17 protein-coding genes are annotated in these 16,999 nt (G+C 59.0%); 9 read left to right on the forward strand and 8 right to left on the reverse strand.

The genetic code is table 11. From position 1 onward, the window contains the following. A partial coding sequence (locus CKW26_RS12985; protein ID WP_141231849.1) for a transposase occupies positions 1 to 160 on the reverse strand: 160 nt, incomplete at its 3' end. Positions 161 to 343: 183 nt separating this feature from the next. On the opposite strand from CKW26_RS12985, the gene CKW26_RS12990 reads away from it, so the two are divergent. From CKW26_RS12990 to CKW26_RS13010, 5 genes are all read left to right on the forward strand, one after another. After that, positions 344 to 1,060: a YafY family protein gene (locus tag CKW26_RS12990; protein ID WP_095048848.1), complete on the forward strand. Its 717-nt coding sequence runs from the start codon at positions 344 to 346 to the stop codon at positions 1,058 to 1,060. Between the two features lie 52 nt (positions 1,061 to 1,112). After that, positions 1,113 to 1,454: a nuclear transport factor 2 family protein gene (locus CKW26_RS12995; protein WP_095048849.1), complete on the forward strand. Its 342-nt coding sequence runs from the start codon at positions 1,113 to 1,115 to the stop codon at positions 1,452 to 1,454. Between the two features lie 22 nt (positions 1,455 to 1,476). Next, positions 1,477 to 2,592: a cell division protein ZapE gene (gene zapE / locus CKW26_RS13000; protein ID WP_095048850.1), complete on the forward strand. Its 1,116-nt coding sequence runs from the start codon at positions 1,477 to 1,479 to the stop codon at positions 2,590 to 2,592. An 18-nt stretch (positions 2,593 to 2,610) separates the two neighbouring features. Next, on the forward strand, positions 2,611 to 3,192 hold the full coding sequence (locus CKW26_RS13005; protein ID WP_095049087.1) for a DinB family protein: 582 nt from the start codon (positions 2,611 to 2,613) through the stop codon (positions 3,190 to 3,192). A 124-nt stretch (positions 3,193 to 3,316) separates the two neighbouring features. After that, complete coding sequence (locus CKW26_RS13010) at positions 3,317 to 3,814, forward strand: GNAT family N-acetyltransferase (protein WP_095048851.1); 498 nt, start codon at positions 3,317 to 3,319, stop codon at positions 3,812 to 3,814. Between the two features lie 324 nt (positions 3,815 to 4,138). Here the strand turns inward: CKW26_RS13010 and CKW26_RS13015 are convergent, their stop codons facing one another. From CKW26_RS13015 to CKW26_RS13025, 3 genes are all read right to left on the reverse strand, one after another. Beyond that, on the reverse strand, positions 4,139 to 4,348 hold the full coding sequence (locus CKW26_RS13015) for a hypothetical protein (RefSeq protein WP_093432836.1): 210 nt from the start codon (positions 4,346 to 4,348) through the stop codon (positions 4,139 to 4,141). Positions 4,349 to 4,621: 273 nt separating this feature from the next. Then, the gene (locus tag CKW26_RS13020; RefSeq protein ID WP_095048852.1) at positions 4,622 to 6,370 is read right to left on the reverse strand and encodes a phosphoethanolamine transferase CptA; all 1,749 of its coding nucleotides are present in this window, start codon (positions 6,368 to 6,370) and stop codon (positions 4,622 to 4,624) included. Between the two features lie 209 nt (positions 6,371 to 6,579). Continuing rightward, positions 6,580 to 6,762, reverse strand: a complete 183-nt coding sequence (locus CKW26_RS13025) for a DUF6026 family protein (protein ID WP_007914840.1) — start codon at positions 6,760 to 6,762, stop codon at positions 6,580 to 6,582. A 273-nt stretch (positions 6,763 to 7,035) separates the two neighbouring features. Here CKW26_RS13025 and gnd point away from each other — a divergent pair, with 273 nt between their 5' ends. Genes gnd through CKW26_RS13040 form a run of 3 tightly spaced genes read left to right on the forward strand, consistent with a single transcriptional unit; the run spans position 7,036 to position 10,354 of the window. Next, positions 7,036 to 8,016 (forward strand): phosphogluconate dehydrogenase (NAD(+)-dependent, decarboxylating), encoded by a 981-nt coding sequence (gene gnd, locus CKW26_RS13030; RefSeq protein WP_095048853.1) that lies wholly within the window; start codon positions 7,036 to 7,038, stop codon positions 8,014 to 8,016. Then, entirely contained in the window at positions 8,013 to 9,536 is a 1,524-nt protein-coding gene (gene zwf / locus CKW26_RS13035; RefSeq protein WP_093432830.1) for a glucose-6-phosphate dehydrogenase, read from the forward strand. The genes gnd and zwf overlap by 4 nt, the downstream gene beginning before the upstream one ends. After that, positions 9,533 to 10,354, forward strand: coding sequence for an HAD family hydrolase (locus CKW26_RS13040; RefSeq protein ID WP_095048854.1), 822 nt, complete (start codon positions 9,533 to 9,535; stop codon positions 10,352 to 10,354). Before zwf ends, CKW26_RS13040 begins: the two co-directional genes overlap by 4 nt. Positions 10,355 to 10,478: 124 nt before the next feature. Here the strand turns inward: CKW26_RS13040 and nhaB are convergent, their stop codons facing one another. The 3 genes from nhaB to CKW26_RS13055 all read right to left on the reverse strand — a co-directional run bounded on the left by nhaB (position 10,479) and on the right by CKW26_RS13055 (position 13,903). Further along, entirely contained in the window at positions 10,479 to 11,981 is a 1,503-nt protein-coding gene (gene nhaB / locus CKW26_RS13045) for a sodium/proton antiporter NhaB (protein ID WP_095048855.1), read from the reverse strand. Between the two features lie 73 nt (positions 11,982 to 12,054). Then, complete coding sequence (locus tag CKW26_RS13050; protein ID WP_095048856.1) at positions 12,055 to 13,356, reverse strand: hypothetical protein; 1,302 nt, start codon at positions 13,354 to 13,356, stop codon at positions 12,055 to 12,057. Between the two features lie 280 nt (positions 13,357 to 13,636). Next, positions 13,637 to 13,903 (reverse strand): hypothetical protein, encoded by a 267-nt coding sequence (locus CKW26_RS13055; protein ID WP_095048857.1) that lies wholly within the window; start codon positions 13,901 to 13,903, stop codon positions 13,637 to 13,639. A 355-nt stretch (positions 13,904 to 14,258) separates the two neighbouring features. Between CKW26_RS13055 and CKW26_RS13060 the strand changes: the two genes are divergently transcribed. After that, positions 14,259 to 15,584, forward strand: coding sequence for a sigma-54 dependent transcriptional regulator (locus CKW26_RS13060; protein WP_016983762.1), 1,326 nt, complete (start codon positions 14,259 to 14,261; stop codon positions 15,582 to 15,584). A gap of 99 nt (positions 15,585 to 15,683) precedes the next feature. Here CKW26_RS13060 and CKW26_RS13065 read toward each other — a convergent pair whose 3' ends face one another. Next, positions 15,684 to 16,988, reverse strand: a complete 1,305-nt coding sequence (locus CKW26_RS13065; protein WP_095048858.1) for a hypothetical protein — start codon at positions 16,986 to 16,988, stop codon at positions 15,684 to 15,686. Positions 16,989 to 16,999: the final 11 nt, after the last annotated feature.

The raw sequence follows: 16,999 nt of genomic DNA on the forward strand, positions 1-16,999 counted from the left end.
GCTCCGCACGCAGTTGCTCAACCCAGCGACGCAGAGCTGTAGGGCCCACGCCCATTGCTTCGCAGGCTTCACTCACCGAATAGTCTTTATCCAAAACCAGGCAAGCCGCATCCCGTTTGAAATCTGTTGAAAAATATCGTCTGGTCAAATCACACCTCATCGTTGGGCGTAGATTAACGCCCTTTAGGGGTGTCCAGAATCATTAAGCCAGATCACCTCTCGATATTCCGCTACCCCCAAAAGAGCAGGCTTGATCAACCTGCCTTCTCACATTGCTCCTGCCAGTTTCTGACACCAGCCTCTGCTAAGCTCGAACATCTTTGCCCTCCAGAGCCTGCCCAACGTGTCGCGTACCACTCGTCTTTTGACTTTGCTGCAAGTGCTGCGCGGCAAGAAGCGCCCGGTGACGGCGGCGACCCTGGCTGCCGAGCTGGAAGTGTCCGAGCGCACGCTCTATCGCGATATCGCGGAACTGACCGCCCTCGGCGCGCCGATCCATGGCGAGGCGGGGATTGGTTATGTGTTGCGCAGCGGCCTCTTTCTGCCGCCGCTGATGCTCAATGCCGACGAAACCGAAGCCATCGTCCTCGGTTTGCGTTACGTCGATCAGCGCGGTGACGAAGTTCTCGGCAAAGCCGCGGCGGATGCGCTGGCGAAAATTGCTGCCGTGCTCGATCCGCAGGCTCAGGAAGCGCTGCGCAATCCCACCGTGATGCCGGGCCCGCCGGGTTATGGTTTTCCGCAAAACGCCGTGCCGTTGAACGTGTTTCGCCATGCCATCCGCGACCAGGCCAAACTGCACATCGATTACGCCGACGCGCAACAGGTGCCCAGCCAGCGGTTGATCTGGCCCTTGGCGCTGGGCTTCCTCAACGAGGTGCGAATCATCGTTGCGTGGTGCGAATTGCGCAGCGCCTATCGTACGTTTCGTACCGATCGGATCAGCGCGGCCAGCCGCCAGGGCGAGGGTTATCCGGGACGGCGCAGCGACCTGTTGCGCACATGGCGCGAGCAGATGCAACTGGATGAAAGCGGGCGTTTCACTCCTGACAAAAACTGACGCAACGCTGTTTTAGGATGGTCGCAGAACCAAACAAAAAGGAGCTGCAACCATGTCTCATCCCGTCTCTGCACTGGCCCCGGCGATTGCTGCGTATATCGATGCGGCCAACGCACGCGATACTTCCAGGGTCGCCAGTTTTTTTGCCGAGGATGCCAACGTGTTCGACGAGGGCCAACATCAGGCCGGCCCGCAAGCCATCGCGCAATGGATGCACGACACCGGGCAGCGCTATCAGCCACGGGTCGAAGTGCTGGACGTGCAGCAGCGCACCGGCAAAGTGCTGGTACACGGGCTGATTTCCGGAACCTTCCCCGGCAGCCCGGCGCAACTGCGCTACACATTTCGCTTGAACGAGCAGGGGAAAATCGCCCGACTGGACATTTCCCTGTAACCATCGTGGCATACTGCCGCGCATGACTTTCGACTCTCCTCTCAGCGCCTGGCAACACGCCGTCCAACACAAGGGCTTCGTCCAGGATGAAGCCCAGGAACACGCGGTCTGGGCGTTGCAAAAATGCCATGAAGCGCTGCACGCCGGGGCCGGTTCGGTCAGCGGCGTTTATCTGTGGGGGCCGGTCGGGCGCGGCAAGACCTGGTTGATGGATCAGTTCTATCAAAGCCTGCGGGTGCCGGCGCGACGCCAACACTTTCATCACTTCATGGGCTGGGTGCATCAGCGTTCATTCCAGTTGACCGGGATTGCCGATCCGTTGCGTGCGCTGGCCAGGGAGCTGGCGGCCGAGGTGCGGGTGCTGTGCTTCGATGAGTTGTTCGTCAACGACATCGGGGACGCGATCATTCTCGGTCGGTTGTTTCAGGTGATGTTCGACGAAGGCGTGGTGATCGTCTGTACGTCCAATCTGCCGCCGGATGATCTTTACGCCGATGGCTTCAATCGCGACCGGTTTGTGCCGGCGATTGCCGCGATCAAGGCGCATATGCAGGTGGTTGCGGTGAATGGCGCCGAGGATCATCGCTTGCATCCGGGGACGGGCCTGCAACGCTACTTTGTCGCCACATCTGCAGTCAGTGCGCTGAACGAAGTCTTTCAGGCATTGACCGCCGGCCAAGCAGCCAGCGCCGAACCGGTGGCGGTCGGGCATCGCCAGTTGAACGTGGTGCAGGCCAGTGAAACGGTGTTGTGGTGCCGCTACGCCGATCTCTGCGAGCAACCGTTTGCCGCCATGGATTTCATCGCGCTGTGCGACCGCTACACGGCTATTCTGTTGAGCGAAGTACCCAATCTCAGTGCGCAGAAACGCGAAGGGCGGATCGCGCGTGGCACTGAAGATGGCGCGCAGCGGGTAGTTGCGGGCGACCGTGAGTTGCCGCAATTGTCGGTTCACGACGACGGCGTGCGGCGTTTCATTGCGCTGGTCGACGAGTGCTACGACCGCAAGGTGCCGCTGTACATCGAAGCGCAAGTACCCATGGATGCGCTGTACACCGAGGGTTATCTGGAATTTCCGTTCCGCCGCACCCTCAGTCGCTTGCAGGAGATGCAGCTGCAGCGTTTTGCCGAAGCTTGAATGGAAGAGGGCGCCGACATGAGCCAAGCGTTATCCCATCATTTGCTGACCATGGCATACCAGAATGCCTGGGCCAATCATCGCCTGGCCAAGGCCTGGACGCAGCTGAGTGCGACGGATCTGGCGGCGCCTCGGGTGAGTTTTTTTCCGAGCATTCGTCTGACCCTCAATCACATCCTCACCTGCGACTGGTTCTACGTCGATGCACTGGAGCGCGAGCTGCGCGGAGCTGAACCGCACCCCGATTGCTACGTGTTTTTCAACGTGGACGAGCCGTTTGCCGACGGCCCGCAACTGCGCGAAGAGCAGGCCCACGTTGATCGACGTCTGATCGCCTATTGCGAGCAACTGCGCGATGCCGATCTGACGCGCATCGTCACCATTGCCCGTGATACGCCGCAGCACGACAGCCGTTTGCGCATGCTTTCGCACCTGTTCGAACATCAGATTCATCACCGTGGACAGGTGCACGCGATGCTCAGTGATACTTCGGTGAAGCCGCCGCAACTGGATGAGTTTTTCTGTGTCGGCGAGAGTGGACTGCGCGCTGAGGATTTTGCCGAACTGGGCTGGACTGAAGAGTTGATCTGGGGCCACTGAAAAAGCAAAAGATCGTCCGATCTTTTGCATTTGTCGGTTGCCCGCCCGATCACCCCCGCGCTAATGTCAGACAGCCTTTCAGTACGCACTTTGCGCGCCGGGGCTTTTGTGTTCGGGGATGGAAATGGATTCCGCAGAAATTCTTGTACTTCAGGCCAGCTACAGTAATCCAACGCACGCCGAGGCCATCGGTATCGTGCTCAACCACTATGCAGAAGACCCAATGGGCGGCGGTCATTCGCTCGACCCTGAGCTGCTGCGCCGACTGCCCGAAGAACTGGCCCGGCGCCCGCATGCGTTCAGCGTGCTGGCCTTCGTCGGTGGTGAACCGGCGGGACTGGTGAACTGCTTTGAAGGGTTTTCCACGTTTGCCTGCAAGCCGCTGGTCAACGTCCATGACGTAGCGGTGGTGGGCCGGTTTCGCGGTCTCGGCCTGAGCCAGAAGATGCTGCAGAAAGTCGAGGAAATTTCTCGCCAGCGCGGTTGCTGCAAAATCACCCTCGAAGTGCTGGAAGGCAACGCCGTGGCGCAGAATGCCTACAGCAAGTTCGGCTTTGCGCCGGGCATGTTCGACCCGGATCACGGGCGCATGCAGTTCTGGATCAAGAGTTTGCAGGCCTAGAAGCCCCTCACCCTAACCCTCTCCCAGAGGGAGAGGGGACTGACCGAGGTGTTTGGGCGAGATACGTCGACCTGAAACATCAAGCCGAACTCAGGTTTTGAATAGCATGAAAATCGGCTCCCTTTCCCCCTCGCCCCTTTGGGGAGAGGGCTGGGGTGAGGGGGTTGGATCTTGCTGACCCAACCCCATCTGCGAACTCGCGACAGCATAAGGTCGAACACCCCGCTCATTGCCCATAAAAAAGGCGCCCCAATCAGGGCGCCAAACTGTCTTCTTCCAGGCCAGAGCGGAGCCACGGAAGGTCCATCGGTTGCTCGATCAATCTCAGTCGCGATACGACTCGGTCACTTGCGCCGTCTGATCGGCGGGAACGCGAATTTCCTTCGCGTTGGCGTCGCTCTTCTGCTCGCTCTGGGCTTGGTGAACCGGGAAGTTGTCGTAGTAATAACGCATACGCTCAGCGCCGCCCTCGGCAAAAACGCTGGCAGAACCCAGGGCAAACAGCCCGGCAAGGATTGCGGTAGTGATTTTCATGGTGCCTCCTACTGAACAAGTGGGAGCCGTTCGTCCATGAAGCAGATCTCGGAAGAGAGTCTGGGAGGCCTGAATTAACTCGGGGTTAACGCCCGTTCAGTGGAGTTTTTGCAGCATGTTGCAGAACATTTGATAGTCGGGATCGGGGGGCACCTGTCAGAGCTGACCGTGGCGACGCATTGGACGGGGCAGAGGTAACAAGCGAAATTCGAGGCAGGCTGGATGAGTTTTCTGCGGACATGAAAAAGGGGCCGGTTTCGGCCCCTTCTGGTGTTACTTCTGCGCGACATCCGCCGGCGCGGCGTCGGTTTTCTTCGGCTTCATCAAACTGAAGTCGATCAGCGCACGCTGCTCGGTCTGGTACGGGTCGCCGATCAGCAGGGGGCGAGCCTTGAAGCTGTCGCTGACCAGGCTCTTGCTGTGGTCGAGTTCATCGAAGCTCAAACCGGCCAGGTCAGCCCAAGTGTGGATCAGATGCGAGCTGCTATACGGGCGATCGAGGTCGGCGGCGAAGTTCCAGTCGTGATTGGCTTTCCACTTTGGCGACGCCCAGGCCATGAACGGGATGGTGTACATCGGCGCTGTCGGTTTGTTTTCGTTGCGGCCCAGGGTCTTGTGGCCCACCGAGTCGAACACGTCTTCACCGTGGTCCGAGAGGTACAGCAGGAAGCCATTCGGATCGGATTTGGCGTAATCCTTGATCAGGCTCGACACCACGAAGTCGTTGTACAGCACGGCATTGTCGTAGCTGTTGTAGGTCGGGACTTGGTCGTCACGCACGCCGGCTGGTACGCCGGTGCGGTCCTGGAACTTGTCGAACGTAGGCGGATAGCGGTACTGATAGCTCATGTGCGTGCCGAGCAAATGCACAACGATCAGCTTGCGTGGCGCCGCGTCAGCCAGGGCCTTGTTGAACGGCTCGATCACATCACCATCGTACTGCGCGGCGTTCTGGTTGCGGTTGTTGTTCAGGTACACCTGCTCGTCGGCCTGCTCGGAGAACGTGGTGAGCATGGTGTTGCGCTTGGTCATGGTCTGCTGGTTGGTGATCCAGAAGGTCTTGTAGCCGGCCTGTTTCATCATGCTGACCAGCGACGGTGTCGACAGGTACAGGTCGGGGTGCTCTTCGTCAGCGAAGGTCAGCACCTGCTGCAACGCCTCAATGGTGTACGGACGCGGAGTGACGACATTGTCGAAAACCGCCAGTTGATCCTTGAGCTTGTCCAGTTCCGGCGTGGTGTTGCGCTGATAGCCATAAAGGCTCATGCGCTGACGGTTGGTCGATTCGCCGATCACCAGCACCAGGGTCTTCGGCTGGTCGGCTGAGGCGTCCTTGAGGTTTTTCAGCGGCGGGATCTTGCTCACGTTGTGCAGCATGCCCTGCATGTCGGCGAGGGTTTCCTGGTAACGGTGATAGGCCACGACCATCTGCCATGGCACCGCCGGCTCGATGCGGGTTTCGAATTTCTCGAAGCCTTGGGCGAAGGTGCCCATGCGCATTGTCTGTTTGACCAGCGGATAACCGATCACCGCAATGAGGATTGCCATCGCCGCGACGAATGCGCGGCCACGGGGCATGTATACCGGACGCAGACGCGTCCACAGGAAGTAAGCGAAGGCGGTGTGTGCGAGGAACGCTGGCACCATCCACCAGGCAAAGTACTGGGTCATGTACTCGCCGGCTTCAGAGATGTTCGACTCGAACATGATGAAGATGACGCTCTGGGAGAACTCCTGCTCATAGATGAAAAAGTAGCCCAGGCTGGCCATCGAGCAGGCCCACAGCACCACGCCAATGATGGCAGCGAGCAGTTTGGTGCGTTTGGGGAACAGCAACATCGGTGCTAGCCAGATCGCGCTCATGACGAACGCCTGACGGAACCCGGTGAAGCCGGAGGTGCCGGTCAGCTGGATCAGCAGTTGGGTGATACCCGAGAAGTACCAGAAGAATACAAACAGCCAGAGAAATCCGGCCCAATCGAAACCTGTCGCAGTCGTTTTGCTGCGTTTGAACAATGCCATTCGGCGCTCCAGCTCACTCGTTACAACCACCGCCGGAACATCCATGAAGCCGACGAACGGAGGCCGTACACGCAGGTACGGCCAGAATGGGGCGGAGTATTACGAAGAGAATGTGAAAAGTTTGTGAGTTGCCGCTTTGCTCTATAGAGAGGAGGGCAGCGATGGATCATGTCGGGAACAGCGGCGGCCGTTCCCGAAACAGGCGGGGATCAGGCGTGGGGGTGACGCTGAACGACCGGCAAAGGTTGCGGCTGCACACCTTGGGTCAACAGGCGCAGCTGCGCCAGCTCCTGTTTCAACTGGTCGCGTTCGTCTTTCAACTGGCGCAATTCATCGCGACGGATTGTCACGTACAGGGTTTGTGGCGGCATTGCTGTGTGTACTGTGCCCATTGCTCACCTCGCAAATGGCGTGCATCAACTGTAGGTCGTCCCCGCTTTGGGGTACTGACTTACTATCGGCGCCGATTTTGATTTCTTTTGCCTGTGAATGGAACTTTTTTATTTTTCATGGTCGGTGTGTCTTCGGCAGGATTCGGGGCGTTATCAGTCTGGATCGGGCACAATGCCCGGAAACTTCATCGCAACGCTCTGGACTAACCTCCATCAGTCGCGTTGGGCTATAACCAATGACACACATTTATTTGTAGTAAGGAGCATCAGCACATGCAACTCGGGATTATTGGACTGGGCCGCATGGGCGGCAATATTGCGCGACGTCTGATGCTCAACGGTCACACCACCGTTGTTTACGACCGCAATACCGCTTTCATCGAGAACCTGGTCGCCGAGGGCTCCACCGGCGTCGCCGACTTGCCGGCAATGGTTGCCGGCCTGGCCAAACCGCGTGCGGTCTGGGTCATGTTGCCGGCCGGCGCGCCGACCGAAGACACCATCAACACCCTGAGCACTTTGCTCGAAGCCGGCGATACCATCATCGACGGCGGCAACACCAACTATAAGGATGACATCCGCCGGGCCAAAACTCTGGCCGAGAAAGGCCTGCACTACATCGACGTCGGTACCTCCGGCGGCGTCTGGGGCCTGGAACGTGGCTATTGCATGATGATCGGCGGTGACGCCGAAACCGTGCAGCGCCTCGACCCGCTGTTCGCTGCTCTGGCGCCGGGCATGGGTGATATCCCGCGCACCAAGGATCGCAAGTCCGACGACCACCGCGCCGAACACGGCTACATCCACGCCGGTCCCGCCGGTGCCGGGCACTTCGTGAAGATGATTCACAACGGTATCGAGTACGGCATGATGGCCGCGTTCGCCGAGGGCTTCGACATCCTCAAGACCAAGTCCAGTGAGCGCCTGCCGGAAGATCAGCGTTTCGACCTCAACGTGGCCGACATCGCTGAAGTGTGGCGCCGTGGCAGCGTGGTGTCGTCGTGGTTGCTCGACCTGACCGCCGATGCACTGGCCAGCGATCCGAAGCTCGACGGCTTCTCCGGTTCGGTTGCCGACAGCGGTGAAGGTCAATGGACCATCGAAGCGGCCATGGAACAAGCGGTGCCGGTACCGGTGCTGTCGAACTCGCTGTTCTCGCGCTACCGCTCGCGCGGTCAGGGCACCTTTGGCGACAAGATTCTTTCGGCCCAGCGCTTCGGCTTCGGCGGCCACGTGGAGACACCGAAGAAATGACCCATACGATCCGCAGAAAATCCAAGGCAGAACCCGCACCACCGACCACGCTGTTTTTGTTCGGTGCCCACGGCGACCTGGTCAAGCGCTTGCTGATGCCGGCGCTGTACAACCTCAGTCGCGACGGCTTGCTTGACGACAATCTGCGGATCGTCGGCGTTGACCACAACGCCATTACCGATGAAGCCTTCGCGCAGAAGCTCGAAGATTTCATCCGCACCGAAGTGGCGGCGAAGGTCGGCAAGGGCGATCAGATGCTTGATCCGGCCTTGTGGGCCAAGCTCGCCAAAGGTATCAGCTACGTCCAGGGTGACTTCCTGGACGACAGCACTTATTCCGCGCTGGCGGCGAAAATCGCCGACAGCGGCACCGGCAATGCGGTGTTCTACCTGGCCACCGCGCCGCGTTTCTTCAGTGAAGTGGTGCGCCGACTGGGCGCTGCCAAATTGCTCGAAGAAACTCCCGAAGCGTTCAGAAGGGTGGTGATCGAGAAGCCGTTCGGCTCCGATCTGCAAACCGCCGAAGCGTTGAACGCCTGTTTGCTCAAGGTGATGTCCGAGAAGCAGATCTATCGGATCGACCATTATCTGGGCAAGGAAACCGTGCAGAACATTCTCGTCAGCCGGTTCTCCAACAGCCTGTTCGAAGCCTTCTGGAACAATCACTACATCGACCACGTGCAGATTACCGCCGCCGAAACCGTCGGCGTCGAAACCCGTGGCAGTTTTTACGAACACACCGGCGCCCTGCGTGACATGGTGCCCAATCACCTGTTCCAGTTGCTGGCCATGGTTGCCATGGAACCGCCGGCCGCGTTTGGCGCCGATGCGGTGCGCGGCGAGAAGGCCAAGGTTGTGGGGGCAATTCGTCCGTGGACCACTGAAGAGGCGCGGGCCAACTCGGTGCGCGGTCAGTACAGCGCCGGTGAGGTCGACGGCAAGCCGCTGAGCGGTTATCGCCAGGAGCCCAACGTCTCGCCTGACAGCAACACCGAAACCTACGTGGCACTGAAGGTGATGATCGACAACTGGCGCTGGGTCGGCGTGCCGTTCTACCTGCGCACCGGCAAGCGCATGAGCGTGCGCGACACCGAGATCGTCATCTGCTTCAAACCGGCGCCGTACGCACAGTTCCGTGACACCGAAGTCGACGAATTGCAGCCGACTTACTTGCGCATCCAGATCCAGCCCAACGAAGGCATGTGGTTCGACCTGCTGGCCAAACGGCCGGGGCCGGCGTTGAACATGGCCAACATCGAGCTGGGTTTTGCTTACAAAGACTTTTTCGAGATGCAGCCGTCGACCGGGTACGAAACCCTGATCTATGACTGCCTGACCGGCGATCAGACGCTGTTCCAGCGTGCTGACAACATCGAGAACGGCTGGCGCGCGGTACAGCCGTTCCTTGATGCCTGGCAGCAGGATGCAAGTGTGCAGACCTACGCCGCTGGTGAGGACGGCCCGCAGGCTGCTGAAGACCTGCTGACTCGCGATGGCCGCGTCTGGCATGGCCTCGGATGAGTGACTTTCCGCAACAACCCATCCGTTTTCTGCTCAGTGACATGGACGGCACGCTGCTGCTGCCCGATCACACGCTGAGCCAGCGCACCATCGAAACAGTGCGTTCGCTGCGTGAGGCTGGCGTGCTGTTCAGCCTCGCCACCGGTCGACCACCGAAAGCCATGTTGCAGCAGATCGAAGCCTTGGGTGTTGATCTGCCGACGGCGGCGTTCAATGGCGGCACTATCGTCAATCCTGACGGCAGTCTTTTGGTCGCGCATTACCTGCCGGCCAGCACCGCGCTGATTGCGCTGGCCACGTTCGCCGATCAACCGGATGTGGAAATCTGGGTGTTCAGCGGCGGCGACTGGCTGCTCAAGGATCCTCACGGGCCGATGGTACCGCGCGAGCAGCATGGCCTCGGCTATCCGCCGGTGGTAGTGGAGAGTTTCGAGCCGTATCTTGAGCGCATCGACAAGATCGTCGCGACCAGTAACAACACTGAGCTGTTGATCGAACTGGAGGCGCAACTGCTGGCCAAGGTCAACGGCATGGCGCAGGTATCGCGTTCACAACCTGTTTATCTTGACGTGACCGCGCTGGAAGCCAACAAAGGCACCGCGCTGGCGACGCTGGCCGAACATCTCGGTATTCCATTAGAGCAGACAGCTGCCATCGGCGATGGCGGCAACGACCCGGCGATGTTCCATTGTGCAGGCTTTTCGATAGCCATGGCCCAGGCAGAGGACGCGGTAAAGCGCCAAGCCGACGTGGTCACTGCGCCGAACACTGAAGACGGCGTGGCGCAAGCGATCGAGAAATACATCCTCCCTCGCTGACCCCACCCCAAAACCAATGTGGGAGCGAGCCTGCTGGCGAAAGCGGAGTGTCATTCAACGAATCCGTTGTCTGACATTCCCTCTTCGCGAGCAGGCTCGCTCCCACGGGTTTATTCAGTGTTGGTTAGAGCCAGTAGCTCACCGCGTACCAGCCCAGCAGCCCCATCACAAAGGTGTAAGGCAACGCCATCCACACCATCCGCCCGTACGACAGGCGTACCAACGGTGCAATCGCCGAGGTCAGCAGAAACAGGAATGCAGCCTGACCATTCGGCGTCGCCACGCTCGGCAGATTGGTACCGGTATTGATCGCGATCGCCAATGTCTCGAAATGCTCGCGGCTCATGTGGCCGGCGAGGAACGCCTGTTTCACTTCGGTGATGTAGATCGTGGCGACAAACACGTTGTCACTGATCGCCGACAGCAGACCGTTGGCAATGAACAGCATGCCCGGTTGTTGCTCGACCGGCAGGGCCAGTACCCACTCGATCAACGGCGCAAACAGCTGTTGATCGTGAATCACCGCAACCACCGCAAAAAACACCACCAGCAACGCCGTGAACGGCATGGCGTCCTTGAATGCGCTGCCCAGACGATGTTCGTCGGTGATGCCGGTAAACGCGGTGATCAACACAATCACCATCAAGCCGATCAGGCCGACTTCAGCGATATGAAAGGCCAGGCAGCCGATCAGGATCAGTGCCGCCGCGCCTTGCACCAGCAGGGCTGCGCGTTGGCGCGCCGTGCGCTCGGCGTTGTTTTCGGCGGCGTAATTGGCCAGCACGGCGCGAACATTGTCCGGCAGCAGGGTGCCGTAGCCGAACCAGCGCAGTTTCTCCAGCAACACGCAGGTGACCAGACCCGCGGCCAGCACCGGTATCGACACCGGCGCGACTTTCAGGAAGAACTCGGCGAAGTGCCAGCCCATTTCGTGGCCGATCAGCAGGTTTTGTGGTTCGCCCACCAGTGTGCAGACACCGCCCAGCGCCGTACCGACCGCGCCGTGCATCAACAGGCTGCGCAAGAACGCGCGGAATTGTTCCAGATCGTCATGGTGAAGTTTTGGCAGGTTCCGGTCGTCAGCAAACTCACTGTCCTGGCGCGGATCGTTGCCCGACGCGACACGGTGATAAACGGAATAGAAACCGACCGCCGCACTGATGATCACTGCGGTCACCGTCAAGGCATCGAGAAACGCCGACAGAAACGCGGAAAGAAAGCAGAACAGCAAGGCCAGTATCGCTTTTGAACGCACGCCCAACAGCAGGCGCGAGAACAGAAACAGCAACAGATCTTTCATGAAGTAGATACCGGCCACCATGAACATCAGCAGCAGGATCACCGGGAAGTTGTGCACCAGTTCATCGTAAAGCGCTTGCGGGGTGGTCATCTTCAGCAGCAGCGCTTCGATCAACAACAAACCGCCGGGCATCAGCGGATAGCACTTGAGCGCCATCGCCAGGGTGAAGATGAATTCGATCACCAGCAACCAGCCGGCCGCGACCGGGCCGACGCTGAACAGCACGACGGCGTTGAGGATGAGGAAACCGACGATGGTCGCCTTGTACCAGCGTGGCGAGTGCCCGAGAAAATTTTGCGCGAACGCCTGGGCCATTGAACCGGACATCGGCTGCTCCTTGTCTTTAGAAGCGCGCAAGTTGCCGGATGCGTTGCGGAAGATCAAGTACAGTGCGTGTTTTTCAACGGTTCAGGTAACGCGCCACCATGGCTCGGTAGTTGCCATCCAATGAATAACCGCCGACGAGGATGGCATTGTCCGCTTGCACGGCCAGCGAGTTGGCCGTGTCGAGACTGCGCCCCAGACGTGTGCGCAGCCAGCCTTTGCCGTCACCGAAGCTGTGATCCAGGCCTCCGTCCCTCTGGTAACGAGCAACAATAAAATCTGCTTCGAATCCGCCAATGGTTGCACCGACCGCGATGATGCGGCCGTCCGCCATGCGCTGGGCGGCGCTCCATTGGCAGCCGCTCGGGCCGATTTCCAGCAACTGTGGTTGCACGCCGTGATGGTGCAGGTTCGGTCGACCGTTGGTGTGCAGGCTGTACGCCATGCACCGGATCGGGTCGCGACTGCTGCCGAAACAATGCAGTGCATCGGCCGATTCCAGGACCTGACTGACCTGAGCGCTTTGCCCGTGAGCCTTGAACGCCATGAATCCGTCCACGGCAAAACGCTCGTCGAGGCGACCATCGGGCAGGTAGCGCGCCAACAGACCCTCCTGTGGAAAGTCGATGGAGCCGGCCACTACAATTCGCCCATCCTCTTGCAACAGCAGGCTGCTGAGCCAGGTGTTGAGCAGCAAGTGGCGAATCATCACGAAGCCGCGGCCGTTGAAGGTTTCATCGAGGCTGCCGTCGGGCTTGAGGCGAATCAGCATGCCGGCATGGTCGGCGAGTTCGAAATGGTGATTGGCGATCAGCAGAATATGGCCGTCGTCCTGGACTACAAAGTCGCAGGCTTCAGCACCCGGGACGCCCGGCGGTAGCCAGGCATCACGGCTGCCCATGGACAAGTCGCCGGGCAGGCGCACTACCTGACGACCGTTGTCACCGAAGCGCAGATCCGGCTTGCCCTGTGCGTCAAACATGGCCAGAGCCGGCAAGGTGCGATGAGCGTTTTCATAATGCAGGCCGGCGAGCAGGATGCGTCCGTCGGGGAGTACCCGGACTTTACCGGCCGTGGCTTCAAAGCCCGGGGCAAAGGTTTCGATCACGCTGCCTTGATCGCCAAAGGTCAGATCGGCCGAGCCATCGGCAAGCATCCGTGCCAGGCCGAATCGGCTACCGGTGGCGACGCCGACCTTAGCTGCGACCAGCACCCGCCCGTGCGAATCGAGGGCGATGTCCTCGGTCAGGCTGGACACACTGCCCGCGAAATACACTTGAGCGACGCCGGTAGCGGCAAATGTTCTGTCGAGTTGACCGGCTCGACTCAATAACGAAGTCGATAGCGCCGGCAGCGCAAAAGTGTTCAGAGTGGACATGCACGCATCTCCTTGCGAGTTGACCTGGTACCGGGAACCGGGCGGGTAACTGCATGAGCGAAACATTCAATCCCTGAACCGGGAGAAGTACAACTGTAAGAACTAACAGGTGGACGGTCGCACTGTGCCAGAACAGTGTCTTTTTGAACCAATAGCAAGCCGGCCAAGCAGTTACGCCTGAATAAGTTGCAAATAGTTGTGTAAAAGTACGGAGAGTTAAAAAGATTAGAACTAACAGAGTAGGGCGGATGACCTGAGCGTCATCCGCATCGCCCGGCTGTTAGTGTGGCATCGACCAGGATTGCAGGCTGTAACCTTCTTCGCTGAGTTCAGCGCGAGCCTGCTCCAACAGTTGCTCGAGTTGCGCCGGATCAGAGTAGGCGCTGCTCGGGATCTGTTTGCGACCGATGTGCGAGTTGGTCCGGTCGATCACGGTCAGGCTGAGCTCGCCATTGCCGTCTTGTGGCGCCCAGGCCACGCACTGGAAAGGTTTGAACGCGTGGTTGGCAATCAAAAGAGCTTCGTTGATACGGAGCGGGGCGGTCATGGGGGTTTTCTCTCTGTCGTGCCCAATCAAATGTTGTGCCGTCGGTTGGGCTTACCGTTCGGCTGGTACTTGTACTGATGCACCGAACCGGTAGGCAGGTCACACATGAAACAAAGAAATTTCAACTTTCTTTCATGGTGTTGCTTTGTGGGCAGCTTTTGAAAGCTCACTGAAAGGTTGAAACAGCAATTTAGTCGATAGCTAACTAACAACCTGGTTTCTTATAACGCGTTTGCTTGTACACCTATAAGCAATCGATACAAGGCGCTGTCAAAATCTTGCTAATGTTACAGTCGGGTCTGCCAAATGACTGTTTTTACAATCATTTCTAATAATTTGGCGCCAAGGAACAGTCATGAGCGAAGCGCCAGCGTTACGACGTTTATTGGTAGTCGATCCGTGCGACGACTGCCACCGCTTATTGCCCGGATTACGCGCCGTAGGTTGGGATGTTGACAGTTGCACCCTGGAAAATGCCGCCGACCGCAGTTGTGATGTCGGCTTGTTGCGATTACAGCCGTTTCATCTTGAACGCCCCGAGGCGGTCAAGGAGCTGATCAGTCGCAGCGGCACTGAATGGATCGCCGTGCTCAATCAGGAAGTCCTGCGTTTACAGAACGTCGGTGACTTCGTCTGTGAATGGTTTTTCGATTTCCACACCTTGCCGTTCGACGTGTCGCGGGTGCAGGTCACCCTTGGCCGGGCATTCGGCATGGCGCGCTTGCGCGGGCAGGGCACGATTCACGTCGATCAACCCGAACATGAACTGCTCGGTGACAGCAAGCCGATCCGCGAATTGCGCAAATTGCTCAGCAAACTGGCACCGACCGAATCGCCGGTGCTGATCCGCGGCGAAAGCGGTACCGGCAAAGAACTGGTCGCGCGCACGCTGCATCGGCAATCCCAGCGTCACAGCAAACCATTTGTGGCGATCAATTGCGGGGCGATTCCCGAGCATTTGATTCAGTCCGAGCTGTTCGGCCACGAGAAAGGCGCGTTTACCGGCGCGCATCAGCGCAAGGTCGGGCGTATTGAGGCGGCCAATGGCGGTACGCTGTTTCTCGATGAGATTGGTGATTTGCCCCTTGAACTGCAGGCCAATCTGCTGCGCTTCTTGCAGGAAAAACACATCGAACGCGTCGGCGGCAGCCAGCCGATCCCGGTGGATGTGCGTGTGCTGGCGGCGACTCACGTCGACCTTGAAGCGGCCATCGAGAAGAAACGTTTTCGCGAAGACCTGTATTACCGGCTCAACGTGCTGCAGGTGGTCACCGCGCCGTTGCGTGAACGCCATGGTGATCTCTCGATGCTGGCCAACCACTTTTCCCACTTCTACAGTCATGAAACCGGCCGCCGTCCACGCAGCTTTAGCGAAGACGCGCTGATTGCCATGGGCAAGCATGACTGGCCGGGTAACGTCCGTGAACTGGCCAACCGTGTGCGTCGTGGTTTGGTGTTGGCTGAAGGGCGGCAGATCGAGGCCCGGGACCTGGGCTTGATCAGTCAGCACTCGATCGCCACACCGATGGGCACGCTGGAAGATTACAAGACCCGCGCCGAACGCCAGGCGTTGTGTGACGTGTTGAACCGGCACAGCGATAATCTCAGTGTGGCGGCCAAAGTGCTCGGCGTGTCACGGCCGACGTTCTACCGTTTGCTGCACAAACATCAGATTCGTTAGATCACTGAAGATCAAAAGATCGCAGCCTGCGGCAGCTCCTACATTGGGTTTGTGTAATCCCTGTAGGAGCTGCCGCAGGCTGCGATCTTTTGCGTTTGCTTAAAAGTAGTACGGGAATTTCAGGCTGAAGGAAAAGTCCGGGGCATCATCCGTCATGCCGATGGACAGGTTGGGTACGATGGTCAGGTTGTCAGTGGCAGCAATGGTCATGCCGACGTTGAAGTAACCGGCGTTGGCGTCGCTGGACACCACCGATTCCCAATCTCCGCCATCCTGTTTCAGCTTGCTCTTGCGTTGCACCAGATCAGACACCGAGAACGACATACTCATCTTTTCGTTCAGCGCAAAGGCAATACCGGCGCCGATCTGGAAGCTGTCGCCGATCTTTACCTTGCCCGGGTTTTTCTGGTTGACCGTAGAGCTGATGTCGTCAAACGACTCCTCCAGGTTGTGGGTGTAGGACAAGCTGCCGAACAGCACCGCCGGGTCGAACGTCTTGACCAGCGAGATGCCCGGCGTGATCGACCAGACGCCGTTGCCGGTGGGCAGGGTGTCAGGTACAAACAGATTGGAGTTGGCATCGGTCTGGCGAAGTTTGATGCCGAACGGATCCTTGCCCGTTGGCGCCTTGACCCGCAGGGTGACCACCGCGTCCGGTGTATTGACCGACTCGTCGAGGAACTTGTAAGCAATACCGAAGTTGACGTCGCCAATGGTTGGATCCTTGGTGACGGTTTCTTCTGTGGTGACTCCCGCCGCGCCCTCATTGCCGCCGCCCGACTGATAAGTCGATTCGCGATACACCACGGGCACGTTCAGGTCGAACTGCCAGCGATTATCGAAGTTGTAGCGGCCCGTCAGGTCGAGAGTCCAGGTGTCGGCCTTGATCCGGTCGAGGTTGATGTTGCCGAGAAAAATCGAATCCAGCGCGAGGAAGCCGTTGAGAATCAACTGGCGCGTGTCATAGCGCGAATAGGTGATGCCGGTTTCGACGCTGAACTTGCCGCCGCCGAAGAAGCCACTGGCCTCGTCGTACAGGTTGGAAACGCTCTGCGCCGGTTGCGAATCGTCCGCCAGCGATTGCCCGTAAGAAGCGCCACTGCCCCCGGCGGCGCCTCCTGATGCGGCTGCCGCACCGGTACCGGTGGCGACGCGGTTGCCTTTCATGTCCGATGGTGATTTGGCCAAACGTTTTGGCGGTGGGGCGGCGGGTTGCTCTTCAACCTGGCGGACTCGTTGTTCGAGGACCGCCAGGGCCTTTTGTTGTACTTCGTATCTTTGCTTCAGCTCCAGAAGCTCTTGTTTCAGGGTTTCTACATCGGCGTCCGGTGCCGCTTGCAGCATCGCGGCCGGGAGAAGAGTGCTCAAACACACTGCGGCACGCAGTGATACTGATCGATACATGAATAAGCCGT

The sequence above is a fragment of the Pseudomonas sp. Irchel s3h9 genome, from assembly GCF_900187475.1.
GTDB classification, from domain to species: Bacteria; Pseudomonadota; Gammaproteobacteria; order Pseudomonadales; family Pseudomonadaceae; genus Aquipseudomonas; species Aquipseudomonas neuropathica.